This is a genomic window from Aeromicrobium sp. 636 (assembly GCF_024433585.1).
Classification (GTDB): Bacteria; Actinomycetota; Actinomycetes; order Propionibacteriales; family Nocardioidaceae; genus Aeromicrobium; species Aeromicrobium senzhongii.
The window spans coordinates 82,169-102,914 of record NZ_WNJU01000003.1 but is presented as its reverse complement, the minus strand read 5'-3'; the positions used below and the strand labels follow the sequence as shown (position 1 = coordinate 102,914).

The 20,746-nt window shown below is 72.2% G+C and carries 20 protein-coding genes and 1 riboswitch; of the genes, 11 read left to right on the top strand and 9 right to left on the bottom strand.

Going from position 1 to position 20,746, the window contains the following annotated elements; translation table 11 throughout:
• Positions 1-41: 41 nt before the first annotated feature.
• Positions 42-1,706 (bottom strand): FAD-binding dehydrogenase, encoded by a 1,665-nt coding sequence (locus GL325_RS11255; RefSeq protein ID WP_187769635.1) that lies wholly within the window; start codon positions 1,704-1,706, stop codon positions 42-44.
• Positions 1,707-1,791: 85 nt separating this feature from the next.
• Here GL325_RS11255 and GL325_RS11250 point away from each other — a divergent pair, with 85 nt between their 5' ends.
• Together GL325_RS11250 and GL325_RS11245 are read left to right on the top strand one after the other, a co-directional pair.
• Positions 1,792-2,970: a CdaR family transcriptional regulator gene (locus tag GL325_RS11250; protein ID WP_187769634.1), complete on the top strand. Its 1,179-nt coding sequence runs from the start codon at positions 1,792-1,794 to the stop codon at positions 2,968-2,970.
• A 15-nt stretch (positions 2,971-2,985) separates the two neighbouring features.
• On the top strand, positions 2,986-3,606 hold the full coding sequence (locus GL325_RS11245) for a GyrI-like domain-containing protein (protein WP_187769633.1): 621 nt from the start codon (positions 2,986-2,988) through the stop codon (positions 3,604-3,606).
• A gap of 3 nt (positions 3,607-3,609) precedes the next feature.
• Here the strand turns inward: GL325_RS11245 and thiD are convergent, their stop codons facing one another.
• The 3 genes from thiD to thiM form a co-directional block, all read right to left on the bottom strand.
• On the bottom strand, positions 3,610-5,037 hold the full coding sequence (gene thiD / locus GL325_RS11240) for a bifunctional hydroxymethylpyrimidine kinase/phosphomethylpyrimidine kinase (RefSeq protein WP_187769632.1): 1,428 nt from the start codon (positions 5,035-5,037) through the stop codon (positions 3,610-3,612).
• Positions 5,034-5,675 carry a thiamine phosphate synthase gene (thiE, locus tag GL325_RS11235; RefSeq protein ID WP_187769631.1) on the bottom strand — a complete coding sequence of 214 codons (642 nt, stop codon included), beginning with the start codon at positions 5,673-5,675 and terminating at the stop codon, positions 5,034-5,036. Before thiE ends, thiD begins: the two co-directional genes overlap by 4 nt.
• Positions 5,672-6,463, bottom strand: coding sequence for a hydroxyethylthiazole kinase (thiM, locus tag GL325_RS11230; protein WP_187769630.1), 792 nt, complete (start codon positions 6,461-6,463; stop codon positions 5,672-5,674). The genes thiE and thiM overlap by 4 nt, the downstream gene beginning before the upstream one ends.
• Positions 6,453-6,549, bottom strand: a riboswitch (TPP riboswitch). (Overlaps the previous gene by 11 nt.)
• Positions 6,550-6,593: 44 nt before the next feature.
• Between thiM and GL325_RS11225 the strand changes: the two genes are divergently transcribed.
• On the top strand, positions 6,594-7,373 hold the full coding sequence (locus tag GL325_RS11225; protein WP_187769629.1) for an inositol monophosphatase: 780 nt from the start codon (positions 6,594-6,596) through the stop codon (positions 7,371-7,373).
• The gene (locus GL325_RS11220) at positions 7,370-8,056 is read left to right on the top strand and encodes an NAD-dependent deacylase (protein WP_255956100.1); all 687 of its coding nucleotides are present in this window, start codon (positions 7,370-7,372) and stop codon (positions 8,054-8,056) included. Before GL325_RS11225 ends, GL325_RS11220 begins: the two co-directional genes overlap by 4 nt.
• Before the next feature lie 9 nt (positions 8,057-8,065).
• Here the strand turns inward: GL325_RS11220 and GL325_RS11215 are convergent, their stop codons facing one another.
• Positions 8,066-8,908, bottom strand: a complete 843-nt coding sequence (locus GL325_RS11215; RefSeq protein WP_255956098.1) for an MOSC domain-containing protein — start codon at positions 8,906-8,908, stop codon at positions 8,066-8,068.
• Positions 8,909-8,945: 37 nt separating this feature from the next.
• Between GL325_RS11215 and GL325_RS11210 the strand changes: the two genes are divergently transcribed.
• Both GL325_RS11210 and GL325_RS11205 read left to right on the top strand, forming a co-directional pair.
• Positions 8,946-10,124, top strand: coding sequence for a sensor histidine kinase (locus tag GL325_RS11210; RefSeq protein ID WP_187769626.1), 1,179 nt, complete (start codon positions 8,946-8,948; stop codon positions 10,122-10,124).
• The gene (locus GL325_RS11205) at positions 10,121-10,777 is read left to right on the top strand and encodes a response regulator transcription factor (RefSeq protein WP_154597335.1); all 657 of its coding nucleotides are present in this window, start codon (positions 10,121-10,123) and stop codon (positions 10,775-10,777) included. Before GL325_RS11210 ends, GL325_RS11205 begins: the two co-directional genes overlap by 4 nt.
• 233 nt (positions 10,778-11,010) lie before the next feature.
• Here GL325_RS11205 and GL325_RS11200 read toward each other — a convergent pair whose 3' ends face one another.
• Positions 11,011-11,484 carry an SRPBCC family protein gene (locus GL325_RS11200; protein WP_187769625.1) on the bottom strand — a complete coding sequence of 158 codons (474 nt, stop codon included), beginning with the start codon at positions 11,482-11,484 and terminating at the stop codon, positions 11,011-11,013.
• Positions 11,485-11,523: 39 nt separating this feature from the next.
• Between GL325_RS11200 and GL325_RS11195 the strand changes: the two genes are divergently transcribed.
• From GL325_RS11195 to GL325_RS11185, 3 genes are read left to right on the top strand one after another with little or no spacing between them, the layout of a single operon-like run.
• On the top strand, positions 11,524-12,096 hold the full coding sequence (locus tag GL325_RS11195; protein ID WP_187769624.1) for a uridine kinase: 573 nt from the start codon (positions 11,524-11,526) through the stop codon (positions 12,094-12,096).
• Positions 12,097-12,149: 53 nt separating this feature from the next.
• Entirely contained in the window at positions 12,150-12,902 is a 753-nt protein-coding gene (locus GL325_RS11190; RefSeq protein WP_187769623.1) for an MFS transporter, read from the top strand.
• A gap of 48 nt (positions 12,903-12,950) precedes the next feature.
• Positions 12,951-14,084 carry an aminotransferase class I/II-fold pyridoxal phosphate-dependent enzyme gene (locus tag GL325_RS11185; RefSeq protein ID WP_187769622.1) on the top strand — a complete coding sequence of 378 codons (1,134 nt, stop codon included), beginning with the start codon at positions 12,951-12,953 and terminating at the stop codon, positions 14,082-14,084.
• A gap of 9 nt (positions 14,085-14,093) precedes the next feature.
• Here the strand turns inward: GL325_RS11185 and GL325_RS11180 are convergent, their stop codons facing one another.
• On the bottom strand, positions 14,094-15,479 hold the full coding sequence (locus GL325_RS11180; protein WP_187769621.1) for a hypothetical protein: 1,386 nt from the start codon (positions 15,477-15,479) through the stop codon (positions 14,094-14,096).
• A gap of 68 nt (positions 15,480-15,547) precedes the next feature.
• Here GL325_RS11180 and GL325_RS11175 point away from each other — a divergent pair, with 68 nt between their 5' ends.
• Entirely contained in the window at positions 15,548-16,189 is a 642-nt protein-coding gene (locus GL325_RS11175) for a DedA family protein (protein ID WP_154597547.1), read from the top strand.
• 16 nt (positions 16,190-16,205) lie between these two features.
• On the opposite strand, the gene GL325_RS11170 is transcribed toward GL325_RS11175, so the two are convergent.
• Positions 16,206-17,882 (bottom strand): alpha/beta-hydrolase family protein, encoded by a 1,677-nt coding sequence (locus GL325_RS11170; RefSeq protein WP_187769620.1) that lies wholly within the window; start codon positions 17,880-17,882, stop codon positions 16,206-16,208.
• A 53-nt stretch (positions 17,883-17,935) separates the two neighbouring features.
• Between GL325_RS11170 and GL325_RS11165 the strand changes: the two genes are divergently transcribed.
• The gene (locus GL325_RS11165; RefSeq protein WP_154597342.1) at positions 17,936-19,333 is read left to right on the top strand and encodes an NAD-dependent succinate-semialdehyde dehydrogenase; all 1,398 of its coding nucleotides are present in this window, start codon (positions 17,936-17,938) and stop codon (positions 19,331-19,333) included.
• A gap of 15 nt (positions 19,334-19,348) precedes the next feature.
• Here the strand turns inward: GL325_RS11165 and GL325_RS11160 are convergent, their stop codons facing one another.
• The gene (locus GL325_RS11160) at positions 19,349-20,692 is read right to left on the bottom strand and encodes a hypothetical protein (RefSeq protein ID WP_187769619.1); all 1,344 of its coding nucleotides are present in this window, start codon (positions 20,690-20,692) and stop codon (positions 19,349-19,351) included.
• Positions 20,693-20,746: the final 54 nt, after the last annotated feature.

The window sequence follows — 20,746 nt, the reverse complement described above, 5'->3', positions numbered from 1 at the left end:
GACAGATTGACACGGGACGCCGCGCGTGGCGAGTGCTCCGCTCAGGCCCGGGCGAGAGCCCGTCCGGCGGCACGACCGGAGAAGATGCAGCCGCCCAGGAACGTGCCCTCGAGGGCGTTGTAGCCGTGGACGCCACCGCCACCGAACCCGGCGACCTCGCCCGCGGCGTAGAGGCCCGGCACGGGCAGGCCGTCGGCACCGAGCACCTGCGATGCGAGGTTGGTCTGCAATCCGCCGAGCGTCTTGCGCGACAGGATGTTGAGGCGCACCGCGATGAGCGGACCGTGGGCCGGATCGAGGATCCGGTGCGGCTTCGCGACGCGCACGATCTTGTCCATCCGCGAGCGACGGGCGTTGTGGATCGCCATCACCTGGACGTCCTTGGTGAACGGGTTGTCGAACTCGCGGTCACGCGCCACGATCTGGCGTTCGAGGATCGTCGGGTCGAGCTGGGGCCCGCGCGCGATCTCGTTCATCCCTACGACGAGGTCGTCCAGGGAGGGGGCCACGACGAAGTCGACGCCGTGCTGCTTGAACTTCTCGACCGGTCCGGGGGCGCCCTTGGCCAGCCGGCTCTTGATGAGGAACTTGATGTCGCGGCCGGTGAGGTCGGGGTTCTGCTCCGAGCCCGACAGGGCGAACTCCTTCTCGATGATCGACTGCGTCAGCACGAACCACGAGTAGTCGTGGCCGGTCGCCAGGATCTGCTTCATCGCACCGTTGGTGTCCGCACCCGGGACCCCGGACATGCCGGTCAGTCGCTGGCCGTTCGCGTCGAACCACATCGACGAGGGGCCGGGCAGGATGCGGATGCCGTGGTCGGGCCAGATCGGATCCCAGTTGGTGATGCCCTCGGTGTACGCCCAGAGCCGGTCGCGGTTCACGATGCGGCCACCGGCGCGCTCGGTGATCTCGAGCATCCGTCCGTCGACGTGGGCGGGGACGCCGGAGATCAGGTGCTCCGGGGCCTCGCCGAGTCGCTCGGTCGGCCAGTTGGCGCGCATCAGCGCGTGATTGTGGCCGATGCCGCCCGACGTGACGACGACCGCTCCGGCACGGTGCTCGAACTCGCCCACCACGGTGCGCGAGGACTTCACCCCGCGCTCGGACTCGTCCGGCTCCAGCACCGATCCGCGGATGCCGACCACGGCGCCCTTCTCGACGATCAGGTCGTCGACCTGGTGGCGGAAGGCGAACTGGACGAGTCCGCTCGTCTCGGCCTTCAGCACCGGCTCGGCGAACGTGTCGACCAGGCGCGGCCCGGTGCCCCACGTCAGGTGGAACCGGGGCACGGAGTTGCCGTGTCCGGTGGCCGAGCCGCTGCCACGCTCGGCCCAGCCCACCATCGGCATGACCCGGTGGCCCAGTCGCCGCAGGTAGTCGCGCTTGCCGCCGGCCGCCCAGGTCACGTAGGCCTTGGCCCAGCGGCGGCCCCACAGGTCCTCGTCCTGGAGGCGGTCGAAGCCGGCCGAGCCGAACCAGTCCTGCATCGCCAGCGCCGGGGAGTCCTTGATGCCGGTCCGGCGCTGCTCGGGACTGTCGACGAAGAACAGCCCGCCGAGGGACCAGAAGGCCTGCCCGCCGAGGTTGTTGCGGTTCTCCTGCTCGACCACGAGGACGCGCTTGCCGGCCTGTGCCAACTCGTGGGTGGCGACCAGTCCGGCCAGGCCGGCGCCGACGACGATGACATCAGGGGTGAACGACATGCGCACACGTTCTCCCACGCGAGGGCGAGACGCCAGTATGGTGAGCGCAGGTGACAAACTACTTTGTCACGACCTGAGGAGTCCCATGACGGACGTGAGCGCCCACCGCCGGGCCATCGCCGCCAGCCTGACCGAGGGCGAGGCCGCACTGGTCGACACCTTCCTGGTCACGATCGCCAGCGAGATCCCGGCGTACGAGTCCCTCGACGAGCGACAGCTGCAGGAAGTCCGCTCGATCATCGTGTGGACCCTGCGCCGCGTGCTGGAGCTCTGGGCCGAGGACGGGACGCTGACCGACGACGACATCGCGCTGTTCCGCGGGGTCGGGGCCGTCCGCGCCCGCGACGGCCGACCGCTCTCGGCAGTGCTACGGGCGTACCGGGTCGCCGCGGGGGAGTTCCTCGACCAGATGGCGGATCGCTTCCGTGGCGACCTGGCCGCCGAGGACGTGACCTCGCTCGTGCGGGTCTGGTTCGCCGTCCTCGATGCGCTGTCCGAGGCGATCTACGACGGGTACGAGGTCACCGGCCGGTCCCTGGGGGCCGACCGCGAGAGCTCGCTGCGGGCGCTGCTCACCGATCTGCTGCTGGGACGCCAGAGCCATGCCGCGTCGCTGGCCGCGCGACTGCGCGAGCTCGACGCGCAACTGCCGACCACGTTCGACCTCGTCGTCGTCGAGCCGTCGCGGGACGCCAGTGCCGAGAACGCGGCGATGCTGGTCGAGCAGGCGCTGGAGGAACACGACGACGCACCGTCGGTGGTGGCCTCGATCCACACGGTCCAGGACGGCGTCGGCGTCGTGCTCCTGCGGTCGGTCGACGCGGCGCGCCTGGCCGAGATCGTGACCGCACACGCCTTGCGCGCCGTCCGTCACGGCCGGGTGACGGCGCGGACGGCGCCCCGGGCCTACCGACTGGCCGCCCACGCGCTGCGCTCGGCGCCGGACCTGGCGTGGTCCCAGCGTGGCGTGCTCGACGACGGCGACCTGGAGGTGCTCGCGCTGGTCGCGGGACACGGCGACGCCGACCCCTCCCGTGCCGGTGACGCCGTGCTCGGGGCCCTGCCCGACGACCCCGAGGTGCTGACCACGCTGTGGGCCGTCCTCGAGGCCGGCGGAGCGGCGCCGGCGGCGTCCCGGTTGCACCTGCATCCCCAGACCGTGCGCTACCGGATGCGTCGTGTCGCGGCGCTCACCGGGCGCGATCCGCGGCTACCGTGGAATCGCTACGTCCTGCAGACCGCACTGCTGGCCGCATCACGCTGAGACCGGGGGGTCGCTGTGAAGCTCGACGTGAAGAAGCAGATCGCGACGTACAGGGCGCCCCGAGGCAGGTTCGAGATCGTCACCGTGCCTCCGCAGACCTTCCTCATGGTCGACGGGCACGGCGATCCCAACAGCGACCCGCGGTACGAGCAGGCTCTCGGGTCGCTGTATCCCGTGGCGTACGCGTTGAAGTTCCTGAGCAAGACCGAGCTGGACCTCGACTACGTCGTGCCGCCGCTCGAAGGGCTGTGGTGGTCGGACGACCCGGCCGCGTTCACCAGCGCGCGCGACAAGTCCCGGTGGTCCTGGACGATGATGATCCTGGCGCCGGACTGGATCACCGACTACCACCTGGACCGGGCCTGCTCGAGCGTGGCGGCGAAGGGTGGCGCTCCGTTGCTCGACGAGGTGCGGCTCGAGTCGCTCGACGAGGGACGCTGCGTCCAGACCCTGCACGTCGGTCCGTACGACGCCGAGGGTCCCGTGCTGGCGGCCATGCACGACGAGTTCATCCCGGCGCACGGACTGCGGATGACCGGCCGCCACCACGAGATCTACCTCGGCGACCCGCGCCGGACCGCACCCGAGCGCCTGCGGACGATCCTGCGCCAACCGGTCGAGGCGAACGAGCCCTGACCCTCACGGCGCCTCGAAGAACGCCAGCTCGTGGCGCATCGAGGCGTCGAACGCGGCGGCCATGGTGGTGCGTCGATCCGGTGGTGCCGCATCGGCGACGCGGTCGACGATGCTGCGTGCCGCCTCGGCCGCCTCGAGGAACGCCGGATCGGCATAGGTCCGCAGCCAGTCCCCGAACGGATGGCCCGGACGGCCCTGCGCTGCCAGCCGCCGGCCCAGGTCGGCGTAGAGCCAGTAACAGGGCAGCAGCGCGGCCACCAGGGCCTCGTGGCCGTCCCGTCGCGCCGTGGCGTGCAGGTGGTCGAGGTATGCGCGGGTCGCCGGCGCGGGCTCCGGCAACTCGGTGACCCACGTCCGGTGCAGTCGAGCTTCCTCCACGGCCGCGACGCTGCCGTGTTCCCAGAAGGCCCGCTCCTCGGGCGTACCCGCCAGCTCGCCCGCGTGGGCCAGCAGCTCGGCGTACTCGGCCAGGTAGAGGGCGTCCTGGCCGAGGTACCAGGCGAATCGGTCGGGTTCGAGCGAGCCGTCCCCGAGGCGCCGCACGAACTCGCAGGCATCGACCCTCGCGCGGATCGGCTCGCTGTCGCGCCAGGCGCGTGCCGTCCACGAGTTGGTGCCCCTGAGGTGCGGCACGTGCTGGCGCAGCTGGTGGAAGTGGTCGATCGGTCCGTTGCCGCGACCGACCTCGAGCTCGGCTCCGTGCTCGATCGCCCCGGTCAGCCACTCCTTCGCCTGGCCGAGAGCGTCGAACCACGAGAGCCCGGACGCCGCCAAGGTCGCCATCGCCGACGACAGCGAGCATCCCGTGCCGTGGGTGGTCGTCGTGGTCACCCGGCGGCCCTCGACCGGCAGCACCGCGTCCGCGGTCACGACGGCGTCGGCCGAGCTCGCCCCCTCGAGATGTCCGCCCTTCAGCAGCACGACCGTGTCGGCCGCGGCGGCGAGCGTTCGTGCCTGGGCGACCGCCCCGGCCCACGTCGTCGCCTCCGGGCCGCCGACGAGGACGGCCAGCTCGGGCAGGTTCGGCGTCACGAGATCGACCCGCTCGCAGAGTCGTCGGATCGCGACCTCGGCCTGCGCGTCGAGCAACCGGTCGCCGCTCGTGGCGACCATGACCGGATCGAGCACGACGATCGGCGGCCGAGCACGCTCGAGCCAGGCCATGACCACCTCGATGAGGGGCGTCGAGTGCAGCATCCCCAGCTTGACCGCGTCGATCGTGACGTCGTCGGAGACGGCATCGAGCTGCTCGGTCAGGAAGGCCGGCGGTGGGACGTGGACCGACCTGACCCCTCGGGTGTTCTGGGCGACCAGGGCGGTCACCACCGCCATGCCGTACCCGCCGAACGCGGCGATCGTCTTGAGGTCGGCCTGGATCCCGGCACCACCGGTCGGGTCGGTGCCGGCGATGCTCAGCACGCGCGGGGTCATCGGGCACCGCCGATCGCCGCGACGAGGTCCGCGGCGGCACCTCCCGGATCGGCAGCCTCCGAGACGGCGGACACGACGGCGACCCCCGCCGCTCCGGCGGCCATGACGCCGGGGACGTCCTCCAGTCGCACGCCACCGATCGCGATGCACGGCAACGCCGCCGCCCGGGCGAACGCTCCGAACCCCTCGATCCCGAGGACCGCGGGGCCGTCGGCCTTCGACGTCGTCGGATGGATCAGGCCGACGCCGAGGTAGTCGACCGTCCCCGGCGGCAGTGCGCCCGCTACGGCCAGGTGCTCGGGCGTGTTCGCGGTCCAGCCGACGGTCGCGTCCGGTCCCAGCAGGGCCCGGGCGGCGACCGGATCGAGGTCGTCCTGGCCGAGATGGACGCCGTCCACGCGGGCCCCGCCGTGCCGGGCGGCGAGCGCCACGTCCACCCGGTCGTTGACCAGGACCAGCGCGCGACCGGACACCACGGCACTGACGGCGGCGACCGTCTCCGTGAGCTCTCGGGCGGTCGCGTGCTTGGCCCGGACCTGGACCACGGCCGTCCCGGCGGTCACCGCGGCGCCGACGACGTCCAGCAGCCGGTCGCGTGCCAGGCGCTCGTCGGTGACCAGGTGCAGCCCGGAGATCACGCGAGGCTCGAGACGCGGTCGCTCACGTCCTCGGGGCCGGTCGCCGCGAGCGCGTCGAGGAAGGCGACGGCGAACGATCCCGGCCCGGCGCACCCGGCCGCGGCACGCTCGGCCGCCACCGCGTGCACGACGGAGGCGCTGACGGCCGCCGACAGCGGGTCGCACACGCCGAGGAAGGCGGCCATCGTGGCGCCGAGCGAGCAGCCGCCTCCGGTCACGAGCGTCAGCAGGCGGTCGCCGCCGGCGATCCGAGCCACGCGGGTGCCGTCGGTGATGACGTCGACCTCGCCGGAGACCGCGACGACGGTGCCGTGCTCGCGCGCGATCTGTCCGGCCGCCTCCAGTGCGTCCTCGGACCCCGCGACGGAGTCGACGCCGCGCCCGCCGGTGCCGGCGCCCGCCAGGGCGATGATCTCCGAGGCGTTGCCGCGCACGATCGCCGGGCGGGCCCGGACCAGCTCGGCCGCCATGGCCGTGCGCACCGGCAGGGTCCCGATCGCGACCGGGTCCAGGACCCAGCGGTCGGTCGCCGCGACGGCGGCTCGGGCCGCGTCCTGCTGCTGGGCGTTCGGGGTGCCGAGGTTCACCAGCACGCCGTCGGCGACGCCCGCGAAGATCCCGGCCTCCTCGGGCAGGTCGACCATGGCGGGCGCCGCGCCCAGGGCGAGCAGAGCGTTGGCGGTGAAGTTGGTGACGACGCTGTTGGTGATGCACTGCACCAGCGGGGTGGTGGCGCGCAGGCGCGTCAGCGCCTCGTCGGTGAGGACGGGAATGGACAGGACGGTCATGGGACATCCCTTCGCGAGTGCGAACTCGAGCAGGTTCGACGGGTCTGATCTCAGCCCGCTCGGTACGGGCACCCCGTGTCTGTCCACCACTGTAGATCCGTTCGCAGGGTTCGCCTCTTACGGTTGAGACATGAACGTGACCCCGGACGACGTCAAGCTGGCGACCGAGCTGGTCGTCGAGGCGGCTGCCCTCGCCGCCCGGATCCGGGCCGAGGACGACCTGCAGACCCGCTCCAAGACCAGCGTCTCCGACATCGTGACCGCCGCCGACTACGCGGCCGAGGCGCGCATCGTCGAGCGCCTCGACCGCGAGCGTCCCGAGGACGGGCTGCTCGGCGAGGAGGGCACCGCCCGTGAGGGCACCTCCGGCCGCCGCTGGGTCATCGACCCGGTCGACGGCACGTACAACTTCGCCTCGGGCTTCGACTACTGGTGCTCGGCGATCGCCCTGGCCGACGGTGACCGGCCGCTGCTGGGCGCCGTCGCCCACCACGCGACCGGGACGGTCGTGGTCGGTGGACCCGGCGTGCCCACGACCATCAACGGCGAGCCGGTCACGCCCATCGAGGACGCCCCGGTGTCCCAGTTGGCCGTCGCCACCTACGCCCACCCGGCCTTCATCGTCGACCACCCCGGCTTCGCCGCCTGGCGCCGCGCCGCGGCGCTGCCGGCGACCATCCGGATGCTCGGATCGGGCTCGATGGACCTCGTCGGCGTGGCCACGGGTCGCCTCGGCTGCTGGTTCCAGCACAGCACGCCCGACTGGGACTGGCTGCCCGGAATCGCGCTGGTCCTGGGGGCCGGCGGCGTCACCGAGCGCATCGAGGTCGACGGCCTGCTGTGGTCGGTCGCGGGCGCACCGACCGGGGTTGGCCAGATCGTCGACGCGCTGCGGGGAGACGCCTCGTGAAGATCGTCGTCCTGACCGGTGCCGGGATCTCGGCCGAGAGCGGGTTGGCCACGTTCCGCGACGCCGACGGGCTCTGGGAGGGCCACCGGCCCGAGGACGTGGCCACGCCCGAGGCGTTCGGCTACGACCGGGCGCTCGTCCAGCGGTTCTACGACGAGCGCCGCGCCGCGCTCGAGCGCGTGCACCCGAACGCCGCCCACCACGCCCTGGTCGAACTGGAGAAGGAGTTCGGCGACGACCTGCTGCTGGTCACGCAGAACGTCGACGACCTGCACGAGCGCGCCGGCTCGCGCCGGCTGCTGCACATGCACGGCAGCCTGCGCCACGTCCGCTGCGAGGAGTGCGAGCACCGGTTCGAGTACGACGGCCCGCTCGAGCTCGAGCCCGAGTGCCCCGAGTGCGACACCGCCGCGCTGCGGCCCGACATCGTGTGGTTCGGCGAGATGCCGCACGGCATGGACGAGATCCACGAGGCACTGATCGAGGTCGAGGTCTTCGCCGCGATCGGCACCTCGGGCGTGGTCTACCCGGCCGCGGGCTTCGTCGACTACGCCCACGCCTCCGGCGCGCATACCTTCGAGCTCAACCTGGCCCCCTCGGGCGGAGGCTTCCACACGACCTTCGCCGGTCCCGCGACCGACGTCGTGCCGCGCTGGGTCGACCACCTGCTCGGGCGGGACTGACCCGAACGGCTACGCGCCGAGCGGCCCGCCGCCGGGCTCGGCCGCCTCGAGCACCTCGACCTCGTCGCCGATGCGGACCGTGACGCCGGCGACGTCGGGGATCAGGTTGACGCCGAACCACACGGCACCGGAGAACCGGCGGATGCGGGCCAGCGTGCGGATCGGCTCCTTGCCGCGCGCGACCTCGCCGGAGTCCTGCGGCTCGAGGGTGGTGATGACGCAGCGGGCGCAGCCCTTGACGGCGCGGAAGGTGGCGTCACCCACGCGGATCCGGCGCCAGTCGTCCTCGGACCAGGGCTCGTCGCCGTCGATCACGAGGTTGGGACGGAACCGGCTCATCGGCACGGGGTCGCCGCCGTCCTCCTCGATCGCGCGGTTGAGCGCCGCGAGGGACGTCTGCGTCGTGACCAGCAGCGGGTAGCCGTCGGCCAGGCTGACCCGGTCCTCGGGCTCGGAGCGCGCGGGGTTGACGGCCCGTCGGGTCGGGTCGTCCAGGTGCACGAGGCGCACCTCGCGGCCCAGCGTCTCGGTCAGCCACCCGGCGGCCGTGGTGGCCTCGGCGGCCGTGATGAGCGAGCTCCAGATCCGCACCGGGACCTGGCGCGCGGGATCGGGGTCGGGCACGTCGATCGCCGGGCGGCCGGGGACGCTGAGCCGGATCCCCGCCTCGGTCAGCCGGGCGTCGATGGCCAGGAGCCGGCGCTCCTCGCGGGCGGTGAGGAAGGTGCCCTCGGCGTCGACGACCATCCAGCGCCGGTCTCCGGCCAGTCCCCACGGGTCGACGGTCGCGGCGTCGAGGTCCTCGATCCGGCCGGACTTCAACGGGTGGCGGTGGAGGGACTTCAGCTGCACCGGCTCAGGGTAACGGCGATCTGGAACGATGACCGGCATGACCACCGTGACGGATGAGGCGCCGATGGGCGCCTCGGGGCGGCGGGCCGAGCGCGGCATCGCGCTGGTCGTCCCGGCGATGCGTGCGGTCGTGCTGCTCCAGATCCTGCTGAGCATCACGGCCGGCGCGCAACTGGCCGAGCACACGGAGGCTTATGTCGCCCTCGGCCTGTTCGTCTCGGCCGCCTCGGTCCTGCTGATCGTGCAGTGCCTGCTGACCGGCTCGGTGCGCCCCGGCTGGTGGCACGGGCCCGACATCGTGCTGGCGTGGGTGTCCGTCCCGGCGATGGTCCTGCTGCTGCCGTCCAGCCACGTGGTCGGCACGTGGGAGTCCTGGGCGTCGGGCTTCGCGATCAATGTGGGCGCACTGGCCTCGACCTGGCTGCGGCCCGCCCTCGCCGTGGCCCACGGCTTCGGCCTCGGCGCCTGGTACCTCGCCTGGATGGTCACGGTCGACTCCGCGTCGTGGGAGACGAACCTCAACAACGCGCTGACGATCCCGGGCTACGCGCTCGTCGTGGCGCTCACGGTCCACTACCTGCGCGCCCTCGCCGCCGACGCTGACCAGTCGCGCGAGGATGCGGTCGCGGCCACGCGCACCCTCGAGCTCGAGCGCTACCAGATGACGGTGCACGACGCCTCGAGCATTCTGCACCTGCTGTCCGACGAGGACACCCCGGCCGAGGTGCTGCCCGGCCTCCGGCGGCAGGCGCACCGTGAGGCGAACCGCCTGCGCAACTACCTCGCCGCCGAGCCGTCGCCCGAGCACGCGGAGGGCGCTCGCACCATCGCCACGATGCTGGCGGTGGCGCTGGAGGGGTTCGACGACCTGCCGCTCGAACTCGCCGTCGACCTCGGAGGCCACGCGCAGCTGAGCGAACCGGTCTGGCACGCCATGAGCCGCGCCGTCGCGACGATTCTGCACAACGTGCGGCTGCACGCGCGCGCCCACCAGGTCGTGGTGCACGCGGACTGTGACGACGACGGGTGGGAGATCGTGGTGTCCGACGACGGCGTCGGCTTCGACCAGGCCAATCAGCCGATGGGCTTCGGGCTGAACACCCAGGTCGGCCACGCGCTGCGCGAGGTGGGCGTCGACGCGCAGGTGCGGTCCGCGCCGGGCCGCGGCACGTCCGTGACGCTCGTCGGACCCGTCCACCGGCAGGAGGAGCCGTGACCGATCGCCCCCGCGTCGTCGTGATCGACGACAGCACCGTCATCCGTGGCGGCTTCGCGACCGTCCATCCCGAGGTCGAGGTCGTCGCCACGTACGCCAGCGTCGAGCAGTTCGAGGCGGCACCCGTCGAGTGCGACGTCGTCGTGCTCGACCTGTTGCTGCGCGGCCCGCAGGGCGCGGGCGCCGGGACGAAGCAGGGTCGCGCGGCGATCCGTGCCGTGCGCGCCCGGGGCCTGCCGGTGTGCCTCTACACCGACGAGCGACGCGCGATCGTCCTCGCGCTGTGCCTGCGTGCCGGCGCCCACGGCGTCGTGCACAAGTCCGACCAGCCGGCCGTCACCGTCCGCGCGATCGAGGACGTCCGGGCCGGGAACGTCGTCGTGACCCAGTCCCTCGTCGGGCTGACCGAGTTGTTGGACCGCCGCGGTGTCCCCCTCGAGCTGAGCCCGCGCCAGCGCCAGGTCATCTCGCGCCGCGCCCGCGGACGGCATTGGGCCGACATCGCCGGCGAGCTCTACATCACCGAGGACACGGCGCGCGAGCACTACCGGGCGGCCTGCGCCAAGCTGCGCGAGTACCTGCGGCACACCAGCCCGGGCGACATCGAGCGGGCTGTCGGGCTGGCGCCCGGCGATGTCCTCGACGAGGCGTGACCCCCCGTTTCCGGGGGTGTTGGCCGAGACGGGACCTGTGCGAAAGTGGCGTGGCACCTTGCGGGGTGCACCAGCGGTCCGGCCGACTCGGGCGCGAAGGCGACGGTGGACCGTCGCCGATCGGGCCGCTGGATCTCGGGGGGAGTCGACGGCCGGGACGCGTTATCGCGTCCCGGCCGTCTCCTTTGGACGGCCGTAGGTCCACGACCCGCACGGACGGCGATGGACGCGGTTCACCCGACCAGCAGGCGGTCGATGTTCTCGAAGGCCTGGCGGGCGTACCCGCGCCACATCCGGGAGAAGACCGGCATCGCCAGCGTGCCCGGGCGCCCGGCCGGACGCACCGTCCAGGTCCAGGCGATGCGGACGCCGGTGCCGGCCGGCTCGAAGCTCCAGGCGCCGTCGAGCGAGGAGACCAGCGGCTTCATCGGGCCGGTGATCCCCGAGATCCGGTAGGTGAATCGGTCCGGCCGCTCGACCGCGGTCAGCTCCTCGCGCATGGTTCCGCCGTCGGCCAGCCGGATCGTCCGGGTCTGGCCCGGCGTGGCCCACGGCCCGGCCTGGTCGAGAACCGCGCTGATCGGCGGGATCGCGGCATAGCGCCGGGAGAACAATGCCGGCAGCTCCAGCGCCAGGAGCCGGTCGAAGGCGTCGTCCACGGTCAGGGGATAGGTGCGGCCGTAGCGGAGCACCACGTCGTCGGTCATGCCCTGACGGTAGGCCGCAGGCGCCTACGATGACCAGCGATGGATCTCCAGGAGCTCGCCGGCCTCGTGACCGCCCGTCGCGCGGCCGTCGGCCGCCCGATCGTGGTCGGCATCTCCGGGTACGGCGGCTCGGGAAAGTCGACGCTGGCCCGAGAGCTCGTCGAGGCGCTCCCGGACGCCGTGCGGATGCGGGGCGACGACTTCCTCGACCCCGTGCGCGTCCACGAGCGATCCGCGGACTGGGACGGCGTGGAGCGCGACCGTCTCGCGACCGAGGTGCTGCGGCCGTTCCGCGAGGGGGTACCCGGCGAGTTCCGTCGCTTCGACTGGGACCTGGGCCGCTTCCGTGATCCGGAGCCCGTTCCGCGGGCCGACGTCCTGGTCGTCGACCTGATCGGCCTGTTCCATCCCGAGACCCTGCCGCTGCTGGACCTCACGGTCTGGTGCGAGGTCGACCTCGACACCGCGGTGCAGCGTGGCATGTTGCGTGACCGGCGCGCCGGTCACGACCACGACCGCGTCTGGACCGATGTCTGGGCGGCGAACGAGCGGGACTTCGAGAGCGCCTTCGGGCCACGCGAGGTCGCCGACGTCCGGTTCCCGACCGGCTGAGCCCGACCGGCGGCGCCATGCGGGGGACACTGGCCCCACCTAGCGTGGAGGGCATGAGCCCCACCGACGTGCGCACCGACCGCCGACTCGGCTGGGTCCTGCTCGCCGCCGCCGTCCTGCAGGCCGCGGCGCCGATCGTGCAGAGCCTGTCCGACGTCTCCCAACCCTCCGACGGCAGCGAGGACCTGCTGATCACGCCCGCCGGCTGGGCCTTCTCGATCTGGAGCCTGATCTACCTGCTGGCGATCGTGCACGCCGCGGTCACCGTGTGGCGCGGCGACGGGACCGGCAGTACCCGGTTCGTGGTCGACCTCGTCGCGCTCTACGTCGGCGCTGCGGTGTGGATCGCCGTGTCCGCCGCCGGCATCAGCTGGGCGACGTTCCTGGTGCTCGTGGTGATGACCGGGTTCGCCATCGACGCGGCTCGCATCGCCGCCCAGGCACGACCCAGCGACCCGGCCTGGATCGGCCATCTCGCGCGGGCCACCAGCGGCATCTACGCCGGCTGGGTCACCGTGGCGGTCTTCCTCAACTTCGCCACCGGGGTCGTCGAGCGGGACCTCGTCTCGCCCGAGCGCGAGAGCTGGCAGATCGCCGTGCTGGCCGGCGCGGCGATCTTCGCCCTCGGCGTCAACGTCCTGATGCCGCGCAGCCCGGGCTACGCCGCCGCGACGATCTGGGCGCAGATCGGCGTCATCGCGGCCGTGGCCGGCGAGTCGACGTGGGCCCTGGGTGTGGCGATCGCGGCGATCGTGCTGCTGCTCGCGCAGACCGCGTGGCAGTGGCGTCGCGTGGTCACCGACTGAGGGCCCCGAGCGCCCGCGCCGAGGCGCGTGGTGTTGGAGACTGGAGGCGTGTTCGACCTCACCGACGACGCCCTGCGCGACCGCGACAACATGAAGTGGACGACGACGCCATCGGGCGTGATCCCGGCGTGGGTCGCCGACATGGACGTCGAGGTTCCCGAGGTCGTGACCCGTGCGGTCCACGACCGCCTCGCGCGCGGTGACGTCGGGTACCCGGACTTCGACGCGCCCGACCCGCTCGTCGGCGCGTTCGAGCGACGCATGGCCGACCGTTTCGACTGGACGCCCGCTCCCGGTCGCGGGCGGCTCTTCACCGACGTCATCCAGGCGTTCCAGGTGATGCTGGACCTGCTCACGCAGGCCGGGGAGGGGATCGCCCTGCACGTCCCCAGCTACCCGGTCTTCCTGAACTCGATCGCCGAGTCCGGACGCCGGGTGGTGCCCCTGCCGTTCGGTGCCACGAGCGACGAGCTCGTCGAGCAGTGGCGGCGCGAGCAGGTCTCGCTCGTCGTGGTCGTCAATCCGCACAACCCGCTCGGCCGGATGCTCGGCGAGGACGAGCTGCGGCCGATCGCCGATGCCGCGGCCGCGCTGGACCTGGTCGTCCTGGCCGACGAGATCCACGCCGACCTCGCCCTGGACGGCCGCCGTCACGTGCCGTTCGCCTCGCTGGGACGTGACGTCGAGGACCGCACGGTCACCGTGACCTCGGCCTCCAAGGCGTTCAACCTCGCCGGACTGCACTGCGCGGTGGCGCACCTGGGCGCGGCCCGGGTGCGCGAGCCGCTGGCGGCACTGCCGTTCGCCTACCTCGGCGGAGTCAGCACGCTCTCGCGGGCCGCCGCCGTGGCCGCCTGGACCGAGGGCGACGCCTGGCTGACGGAGCTGCTCGGCGTGCTGCGGCGCAATCGGTTCACCATCACCGACTGGGCCGCCCAGGTCGGCGTGGACGTGCAGCCGGCCGAGGCCACCTATCTCGCGTGGCTGGACTTCGCCGGCACGCCGATCGCCGCCGATCCCGCCGGCCTGCTGCTGGAGCGCGGCGGGGTGAGGCTCGCGCCCGGACCCGAGTTCACGGCGCACACCGATCTGGAGTCCGGCACGTTCGCGCGGCTGAACTTCGGCACGAGCCCCGAGCGGCTCGAGCGGATCCTCGAGCGGATCACGGCGACGCTGGTCTGATCGGCATCCTCACTGGTAGGTGATCAGCTGCGGCCGCGGCCGGACCTGCGCCCACGTCTGCGCGACGCTCAGCATCGGCTCGTCCTCGTCCACGAAGTTCTTCCAGCCCCAGCCGACGCCCTCGGGCGCACCGGCCCGGATCGTGCGCCAGGTGCCGAACTTCGCGCCGGGACTGCCCTGTCCGTCGACGTGGATGACGGTCGCCAGCTCGGGGTGGTCGGTGCGCACCCGCTCGCGGTCGCGGATCATCTGCGTCTGGAACTGGTGCAGCACGAACACCTTCTGCGGCAGTGCGTGCTTGCGGGTCAGGGCCGCCAGCCACGCCGAGACGCGGTTCACCTCACCGACGCCGACGTGGCCGATCCGCTGCAGCGGCTTGTCCTTCGGGCCCAGCCTCCACTCCGGGTCCAGGGCCAAGCCGACGTGCGGGCGCCGCAGCAGCGACTCGTACTCGCGGGCCTGGGAGAGGAACGACGATCGTCCGGGCTGCAGGTCGAGGATGACCGCGACACCGGCACGCTCGGCCGCGTCGACGAGCGGTTGCAGCTCGGCCACGCGGGTGCGGGCGGAGTAGTCGCCGCGCGGGCCCTTGGCGGCGCTGGCGACGGTCGTGATGATCTCGAAGGCGGGGACGAACGTGGCGTCCGGATCGACCTGCTCGTACTGGTCCACCAGGCGGCGGACCCGCGCGATCGACTCCTCGGCGCCCTGTTCACCCAGCACGCCGAGGGCGGGGCCGGAGGGGTGTCCGTACATCGCCACGAGGTGCTTGCCGCGGGTTGCGAACCAGCCGCCGCCGACGGTCTGGGCGTCGGCGCGCACGACGCGCACGGCGTAGGGGGAGGCGCCGAGGGTCAGCAGGGGAGCGTCCGGCTCGCGCCGCAGCAACTTCGCCGACGGCCCGTGGCGTCGCGGGTCGCGCGCGATCCGGGCCAGCTCGCCGCCGCCCAGCGTGACGAGGTCGAGCAGTTCCCTCGAGGGCTCCGTGGCGGTGGCGATCGTGACCGGCGTCGAGCGTTCGATCGGCTTCGCCGGGTCGCGTGCCTCGTCGTCGGGGTCGAGCACGCGCGCGCCGAGCCGCTCGGCCTCGGCCCGTCCGGCGTCCGTGTCCGGCAGCGCCGGGACGCCGAGGTCACGCGCGCGGTCGAGAGCGGCCGCCCGGTCCTGCTCGGTGACGAGCACGACGGCCGAGGCCGACTCCAACAGGAACCGGGACACGGCGGCGACGTCGTCGGCGCGCGCGGTGATCAGCCCGGAGGGTGTGGCCGCCTCCACCGATTCGGTGGACTCCACCTCGAGGCCATCGCGCTCGTTCCCGGAATCGCAGGCCGAGAGCAGGGTCGCCAGCAGGACTGCGGCGCCGAGGGCGACGAGGAATCTGCGGAACACATGCACGTCAGCGACGGTACCCGTCTCGCCGGGAGGACCCCAGTCTGTGCGCCGCTCGTTATGCTCTGCGGGTGATGACACAGGCAGCCGACCAGCAGATCGACGGCCTCGCTGGCTTCATGGTGGACCTCATGGACCGGTTGGGCCTCTTCGGTGCCGCCCTGGCCGTGGGGATGGACAACCTCTTCCCCCCGATTCCCAGCGAGATCGTGCTGCCGATGGCCGGCCTGGCCGCCAGCCAGGGACGCTTCTCCCTGGCCGGTGCGCTGTTCGCCACCACCGCCGGATCGGTGATCGGCGCCTGCATCATGTACTGGCTCGGTCGGCTGTTCGGCCGCGACCGCACGGCGTTGGTGTTCGCGAAGGTGCCGCTGCTGAAGGTGCGCGACCTCGAGGTCACCGAGGAGTGGTTCGCCAAGCACGGCACCAAGGCCGTGTTCTTCGGCCGCATGGTGCCGATCTTCCGCAGCCTGATCTCGATCCCCGCCGGCGTCGAGCAGATGAACTTCACCGCGTTCCTCGGCCTGACCACGCTCGGCAGCCTGATCTGGAACTCGATCTTCGTCGGCGCCGGCTACACCCTCGGCGAGAACTGGCACGTCATCGAGCCCTGGGCCGACTGGTTCCAGCGGCTCGTCATCCTCGCCGTCGTCGTGGTCTGCGGCTGGTTCGTCGTCACCCGCGTGCGCGAGCTGCGCGATCCGCGGGAGCGCTGACAGGGACCTCTCTCGGTCAGTCCCGCAGGGACGGAGGGATGCCCGCGTTCTGGGCGTCCGCGTCGAGGATGCGCTCCTGGAGGCGGCGCAGGTCCTCGTCGGTCCAGCCCGCCGGCTGCAGCACGGAGGCCCACCCCGCGACGTGCTCGCCAACGAAGTCGTGTCCGTGACCCGACGGCACGGCCATGCCGACCGCCATGTCGGCCGAGGTCTGCCAGAACGTGGTGATCGGGTACCAGCGCATCGCAGCGGCGACGTCGGACCCGCGCGGCTCGGAGAGCCAGTCGGGCTTGTCCCAGATCAGGTCCGGACTCCACCACGTGATCGGGTCCGACGCGTGGACGAGGTAGAGCAGGTGCGGGCCGTCCCACGGGCGATCCGCCGGGATCACCGGGCTCCACGGGTCGTTCGTGAACCGCACGGTGCGCCCGTCGCGGAAGATCGGCTCGATCTCGCGACTGCCGGGGTCGCGCTGCTCGCGGAACTCGGTGAACAGCGAGTTGAACCCGGGGGGCCCGACGAACAGCCCGCCCGAGGTCCGGTTGCGCAGGTCGGCCTCGCCGCTGAAGGCGGTCTCGAGCGCGAACGACCCGAGGCTCTCGCCGAACAGGTAGAGCCTGGGCCGCGACTCGGCGGGGAGGGTCGACCAGCGCTCGTACACGGCGTCGAACAGGGCCCGGCCGGCATGGCGCGCGGCCTGCTGGTCGACCAGGAACGAGACCCACGAGGGCAGGTGCGAGTACTGCATCGAGACGATCGCCGAGTCGCCGTCGGTGAGGTACTCGAACGACTCCGAGGCGCTCGGCTCGACGAAGCCCGAGCCGGTGGTGCCGGCGACCAGCAGGTTGGCGCGCTCGAAGCCTCCGGCTCGCTCGAGGTCGTCGACCGCGAGCCGGGCTCGCTCCTCGACGTCCTCGGCGTGGGCCGTGCCCGCGTAGGCGCGGATGGGATCGAGAGCCGCGCGGCCGGTGAATGCCGTGATGTCCTCGGCTCCGGGTCCGCGCGCGACGAACCGGCGACCCTGGCGCCCGAGATCGTCCCAGGCCAGGTCCGACTCCGGGCTGCCCGACCGCAGTGGGCTCGCGGGTGGGTCCAGGCGTGAGGAGACCTGCTGGTCCCCGAGCGCGAAGGACGAGTCCACGGCGGCGATCACGTTGTCGTACACGAGGCCGCTGAGGGTGAAGAAGGTCAGCGTCGCCACCACGACCACCGCAGTGGCGCGAGCGGCCTGCGCCCCGATCCGGCGGGCCAGCAGGTCGGAGAGCCTGCGGGCGGCGCGGCGCAGTCCACGTCCCGCCGCCAGCAGCAGGCAGAACACCACGACCGCCACGACGGGCACCGAGACGAGCCGCCACGTGCTGGCGTCGCCCAGGCCCATGAGCTCGCGGATGCGGTCCTGCTGCCGGACGCTGACGACGTCGGCGACACCCAGCGCCACGACACCGATGGCGACGGCCCATCGCCACTGCCCGGCGGTTGGACGGCGTGCCTCGCGGTCGGCGAAAGCGCGCCAGACCCACGCCAACGCGACGGCGAGGCCGTAGCCGATCGCCGCGGTGACGCCCGTGACGAGTCCCTGGAACAGGGCCGGTCGCGGCAGCAGGGACGGCGTCAGTGACAGCAGCGCGAAGACGAACGCCCCGACGAGTCCCGGGAACGTGGGACGGAACAACCCCCGGAGGGTGGCGACCATGGCTGGAAGTGTGGCAGGTCGAAGGGATCGCCGGAGCGCTGTAGCGTCGACCCATGCCGAACCAACTCTTCATTGCAGGTCAGTGGCGCGACGCCGAGGGTGGCGCGACGTTCGAGGTCGAGAACCCGGCGACGGGTGAGACGCTGGCGACGGTGGCCGACGCCTCCGTGGCCGACGGGAAGGCCGCGTTGGACGCGGCCGTGGCGGTGCAGGACGACTGGGCCCGCACGGCACCACGCGACCGGGGCGAGATCCTGCGGCGCGCCTTCGAGATCATCACCGAGCGCACCGACGAACTGGCCGAGCAGATGACCGCCGAGATGGGCAAGCCCATCAGCGAGTCCAAGACCGAGATCGCCTACGGCGCGGAGTTCTTCCGCTGGTTCGCCGAGGAGGCCGTGCGCATCTCCGGCCGCTACTCCGTCGCGCCCAACGGCGCCACGCGCCTGCTGACGCTGAAGCAGCCGGTCGGCCCCTGCCTGATGATCACGCCGTGGAACTTCCCGCTGGCCATGGGCACGCGCAAGATCGGCCCGGCCGTCGCCGCCGGCTGCACGATGGTGATCAAGCCGGCGTCGCTCACCCCGCTGACCATGCTCAGCCTGGGCGAGATCATGGCCGAGGCAGGCCTGCCCGAGGGCGTGCTGAACATCGTCACGACCACGAGCACCGGCCAGGTCATGGAGCCGCTGATCCGCGATCCTCGCCTGCGCAAGCTGACGTTCACCGGGTCGACCGAGGTCGGCCGCAGCCTGATCGAGCAGTCGGCCGAGCAGGTGCTGCGCGTCTCGATGGAGCTCGGCGGCAACGCCCCGTTCCTGGTCTTCGAGGACGCCGACCTGGACAAGGCCGTCGAGGGCGCGATGCTGGCCAAGATGCGCAACATCGGCGAGGCCTGCACGGCTGCCAACCGGTTCATCGTCCACGAGTCGCTGGCCGATGAGTTCGCCTCGCGCTTCGCCGCGAAGATGGCCGAGGCGCCGATCGGCCCGCTGGTCGAGGCGAAGCAGCGCGACAAGGTGGCCGAGCTGGTCGACGACGCCAAGGCGCAGGGCGCGAAGGTCCTGACCGGTGGCGAGGTGCCCGACGGCGCCGGTTACTTCTACCCGCCCACGGTCCTGACCAACGTCCCGCAGCAGGCGCGGATGTGGCAGGAGGAGATCTTCGGTCCCGTCGCACCCGTGTTCACCTTCCGTGACGACGACGAGGCCCTGCGCATGGCCAACGACACCGAGTTCGGGCTCGTCGCGTACGCCTTCACCGAGAGCTACTCGCGGGCGATCAAGGTCTACGAGGGACTCAACACCGGCATGGTGGGGATCAACCAGGGCGTCGTGTCGAACCCGTCCGCCCCGTTCGGCGGCATGAAGTCCTCGGGCTTCGGCCGCGAGGGTGGCGACGAGGGCATCGAGGAGTACCTCGAGACGAAGTACGTCGGACTGGCGCTCTGAGGCACCGGCCGGGTCTCAGCCCTGGGCCGAGTCCCGGTTCAGCCCTTCCTCGGTCATCCTCCGGACGAACACCTCCGGTGGCTCGGCGGCGGCGGGTCGGTGGAAGGACACCAGCATGTCGAGGCCGAGGTCGTCGAGGGGGATCCGCGCCGGCACGCCCTCGAAGGTCGGATCGAGCATCGGCGCGATGAGGGTCCACGTGTCCAGCCGCGCCCACGGCACGTCCAGCCAGCCGCGCTCGGTGGCACGCGCCTCCATGCGCCGTGCGACGAGGAACATGACGTCGTCAGCGCGGCGTGGCGTGCGCGGGACCACGTCGATGCGCAGCATCTGCCGACCCTCCACCGCCGCGATCCGCAGCATCTCGAGGGCGGCCTTGCGGCCCAGCGTCTGGGTGGCCGGATCGTGCCCCTTGAGGGCGCCCGAGACGGCCGGGAACGATGAGCTCTCGACGGTCGAGCGCACGGGGCGCAGCATCACGACGCGGTCGCTCCCGCGCGCCAGTGGGTCGACGGGATGCACGGTGACGGCGGTGCGCAGCTCGCCGCCCTCGATCGGCAGGGTCACGGTGGACTCGTCCAGGAACGGCACGGACATCGCCAGGGCCGAGCTCACGTGGAGGCCCTGCTCGGCGGTGTGACCGGTGAGGCGCAGCAGGCTGGCGGCCGGGCCGTTCCAGTCCTGCAGCCGGCCGGCGCGGTCGATGACGAAGATGAAGACGCCGATCGAGTCCAGGAGGCGGCCCGCGCGCGAGGCCGAGCGCGACCACGCGGCGACATGGCCGGTGGTCCACGCCATCACCATCGCCATGGTGGCGACCGCCAGCGGAGTGAAGCCCGGAAAGAGGACCTGGGCCGTCAGCACCGACAGGGTCCCCACCTGGACGGCCATGACGACGTGACGCACGTGTGGCGAGGGGTCGTGCTGACGCGAGTTCAGGGTGAGGACGCCACCGCCGAAGAGCGCGAAGGAGTACGCCAGGTGCATGACGTAGACCGGGCTGGCGTAGTACGCATCACCGGTGGTGAGGCCCACCGAGGGGAGCATCCCGACGAAGCTCGCGGTGCCGAACGCGATGGCGACGGCCCAGAACCAACGCGACATGTGCCAACGCCCTTGGACGAGGCGACGGGTCGCGACGTAGAACGCGGCCGCGGTGATCTGGACGAACACGACGTTGATCGCGACGGCGATGCTGGGCGTCGGGTCGATGGGCCCCCGGTCGGCGCGCACCAGGTTCCACCCCGCGATGGCCAGGAGCATGATCGTGACCGGCACCGAGACCGACGATCGGTGATGACGCACCGCCGCGATGGTCAGCACCATCAGTGCCGACGTCACCAGATAGACGGTGGTCATGGGGGTGATTCTGGCAGTCCGCGAGACGCGTGACCATGCCTATCTTTCGCCCCC

Excerpts from the sequence above, each read along its gene's own strand:
- GL325_RS11255 (WP_187769635.1), bottom strand. The coding sequence starts at position 1,706 with ATGTCGTTCACCCCTGATGTCATCGTCGTCGGCGCCGGCCTGGCCGGA.
- GL325_RS11250 (WP_187769634.1), top strand. The coding sequence starts at position 1,792 with ATGACGGACGTGAGCGCCCACCGCCGGGCCATCGCCGCCAGCCTGACC.
- thiD (WP_187769632.1), bottom strand. The coding sequence starts at position 5,037 with ATGACCCCGCGCGTGCTGAGCATCGCCGGCACCGACCCGACCGGTGGT.
- thiM (WP_187769630.1), bottom strand. The coding sequence starts at position 6,463 with ATGACCGTCCTGTCCATTCCCGTCCTCACCGACGAGGCGCTGACGCGC.
- GL325_RS11225 (WP_187769629.1), top strand. The coding sequence starts at position 6,594 with ATGAACGTGACCCCGGACGACGTCAAGCTGGCGACCGAGCTGGTCGTC.
- GL325_RS11210 (WP_187769626.1), top strand. The coding sequence starts at position 8,946 with ATGACCACCGTGACGGATGAGGCGCCGATGGGCGCCTCGGGGCGGCGG.
- GL325_RS11200 (WP_187769625.1), bottom strand. The coding sequence starts at position 11,484 with ATGACCGACGACGTGGTGCTCCGCTACGGCCGCACCTATCCCCTGACC.
- GL325_RS11195 (WP_187769624.1), top strand. The coding sequence starts at position 11,524 with ATGGATCTCCAGGAGCTCGCCGGCCTCGTGACCGCCCGTCGCGCGGCC.
- GL325_RS11190 (WP_187769623.1), top strand. The coding sequence starts at position 12,150 with ATGAGCCCCACCGACGTGCGCACCGACCGCCGACTCGGCTGGGTCCTG.
- GL325_RS11175 (WP_154597547.1), top strand. The coding sequence starts at position 15,548 with ATGACACAGGCAGCCGACCAGCAGATCGACGGCCTCGCTGGCTTCATG.
- GL325_RS11170 (WP_187769620.1), bottom strand. The coding sequence starts at position 17,882 with ATGGTCGCCACCCTCCGGGGGTTGTTCCGTCCCACGTTCCCGGGACTC.
- GL325_RS11165 (WP_154597342.1), top strand. The coding sequence starts at position 17,936 with ATGCCGAACCAACTCTTCATTGCAGGTCAGTGGCGCGACGCCGAGGGT.
- GL325_RS11160 (WP_187769619.1), bottom strand. The coding sequence starts at position 20,692 with ATGACCACCGTCTATCTGGTGACGTCGGCACTGATGGTGCTGACCATC.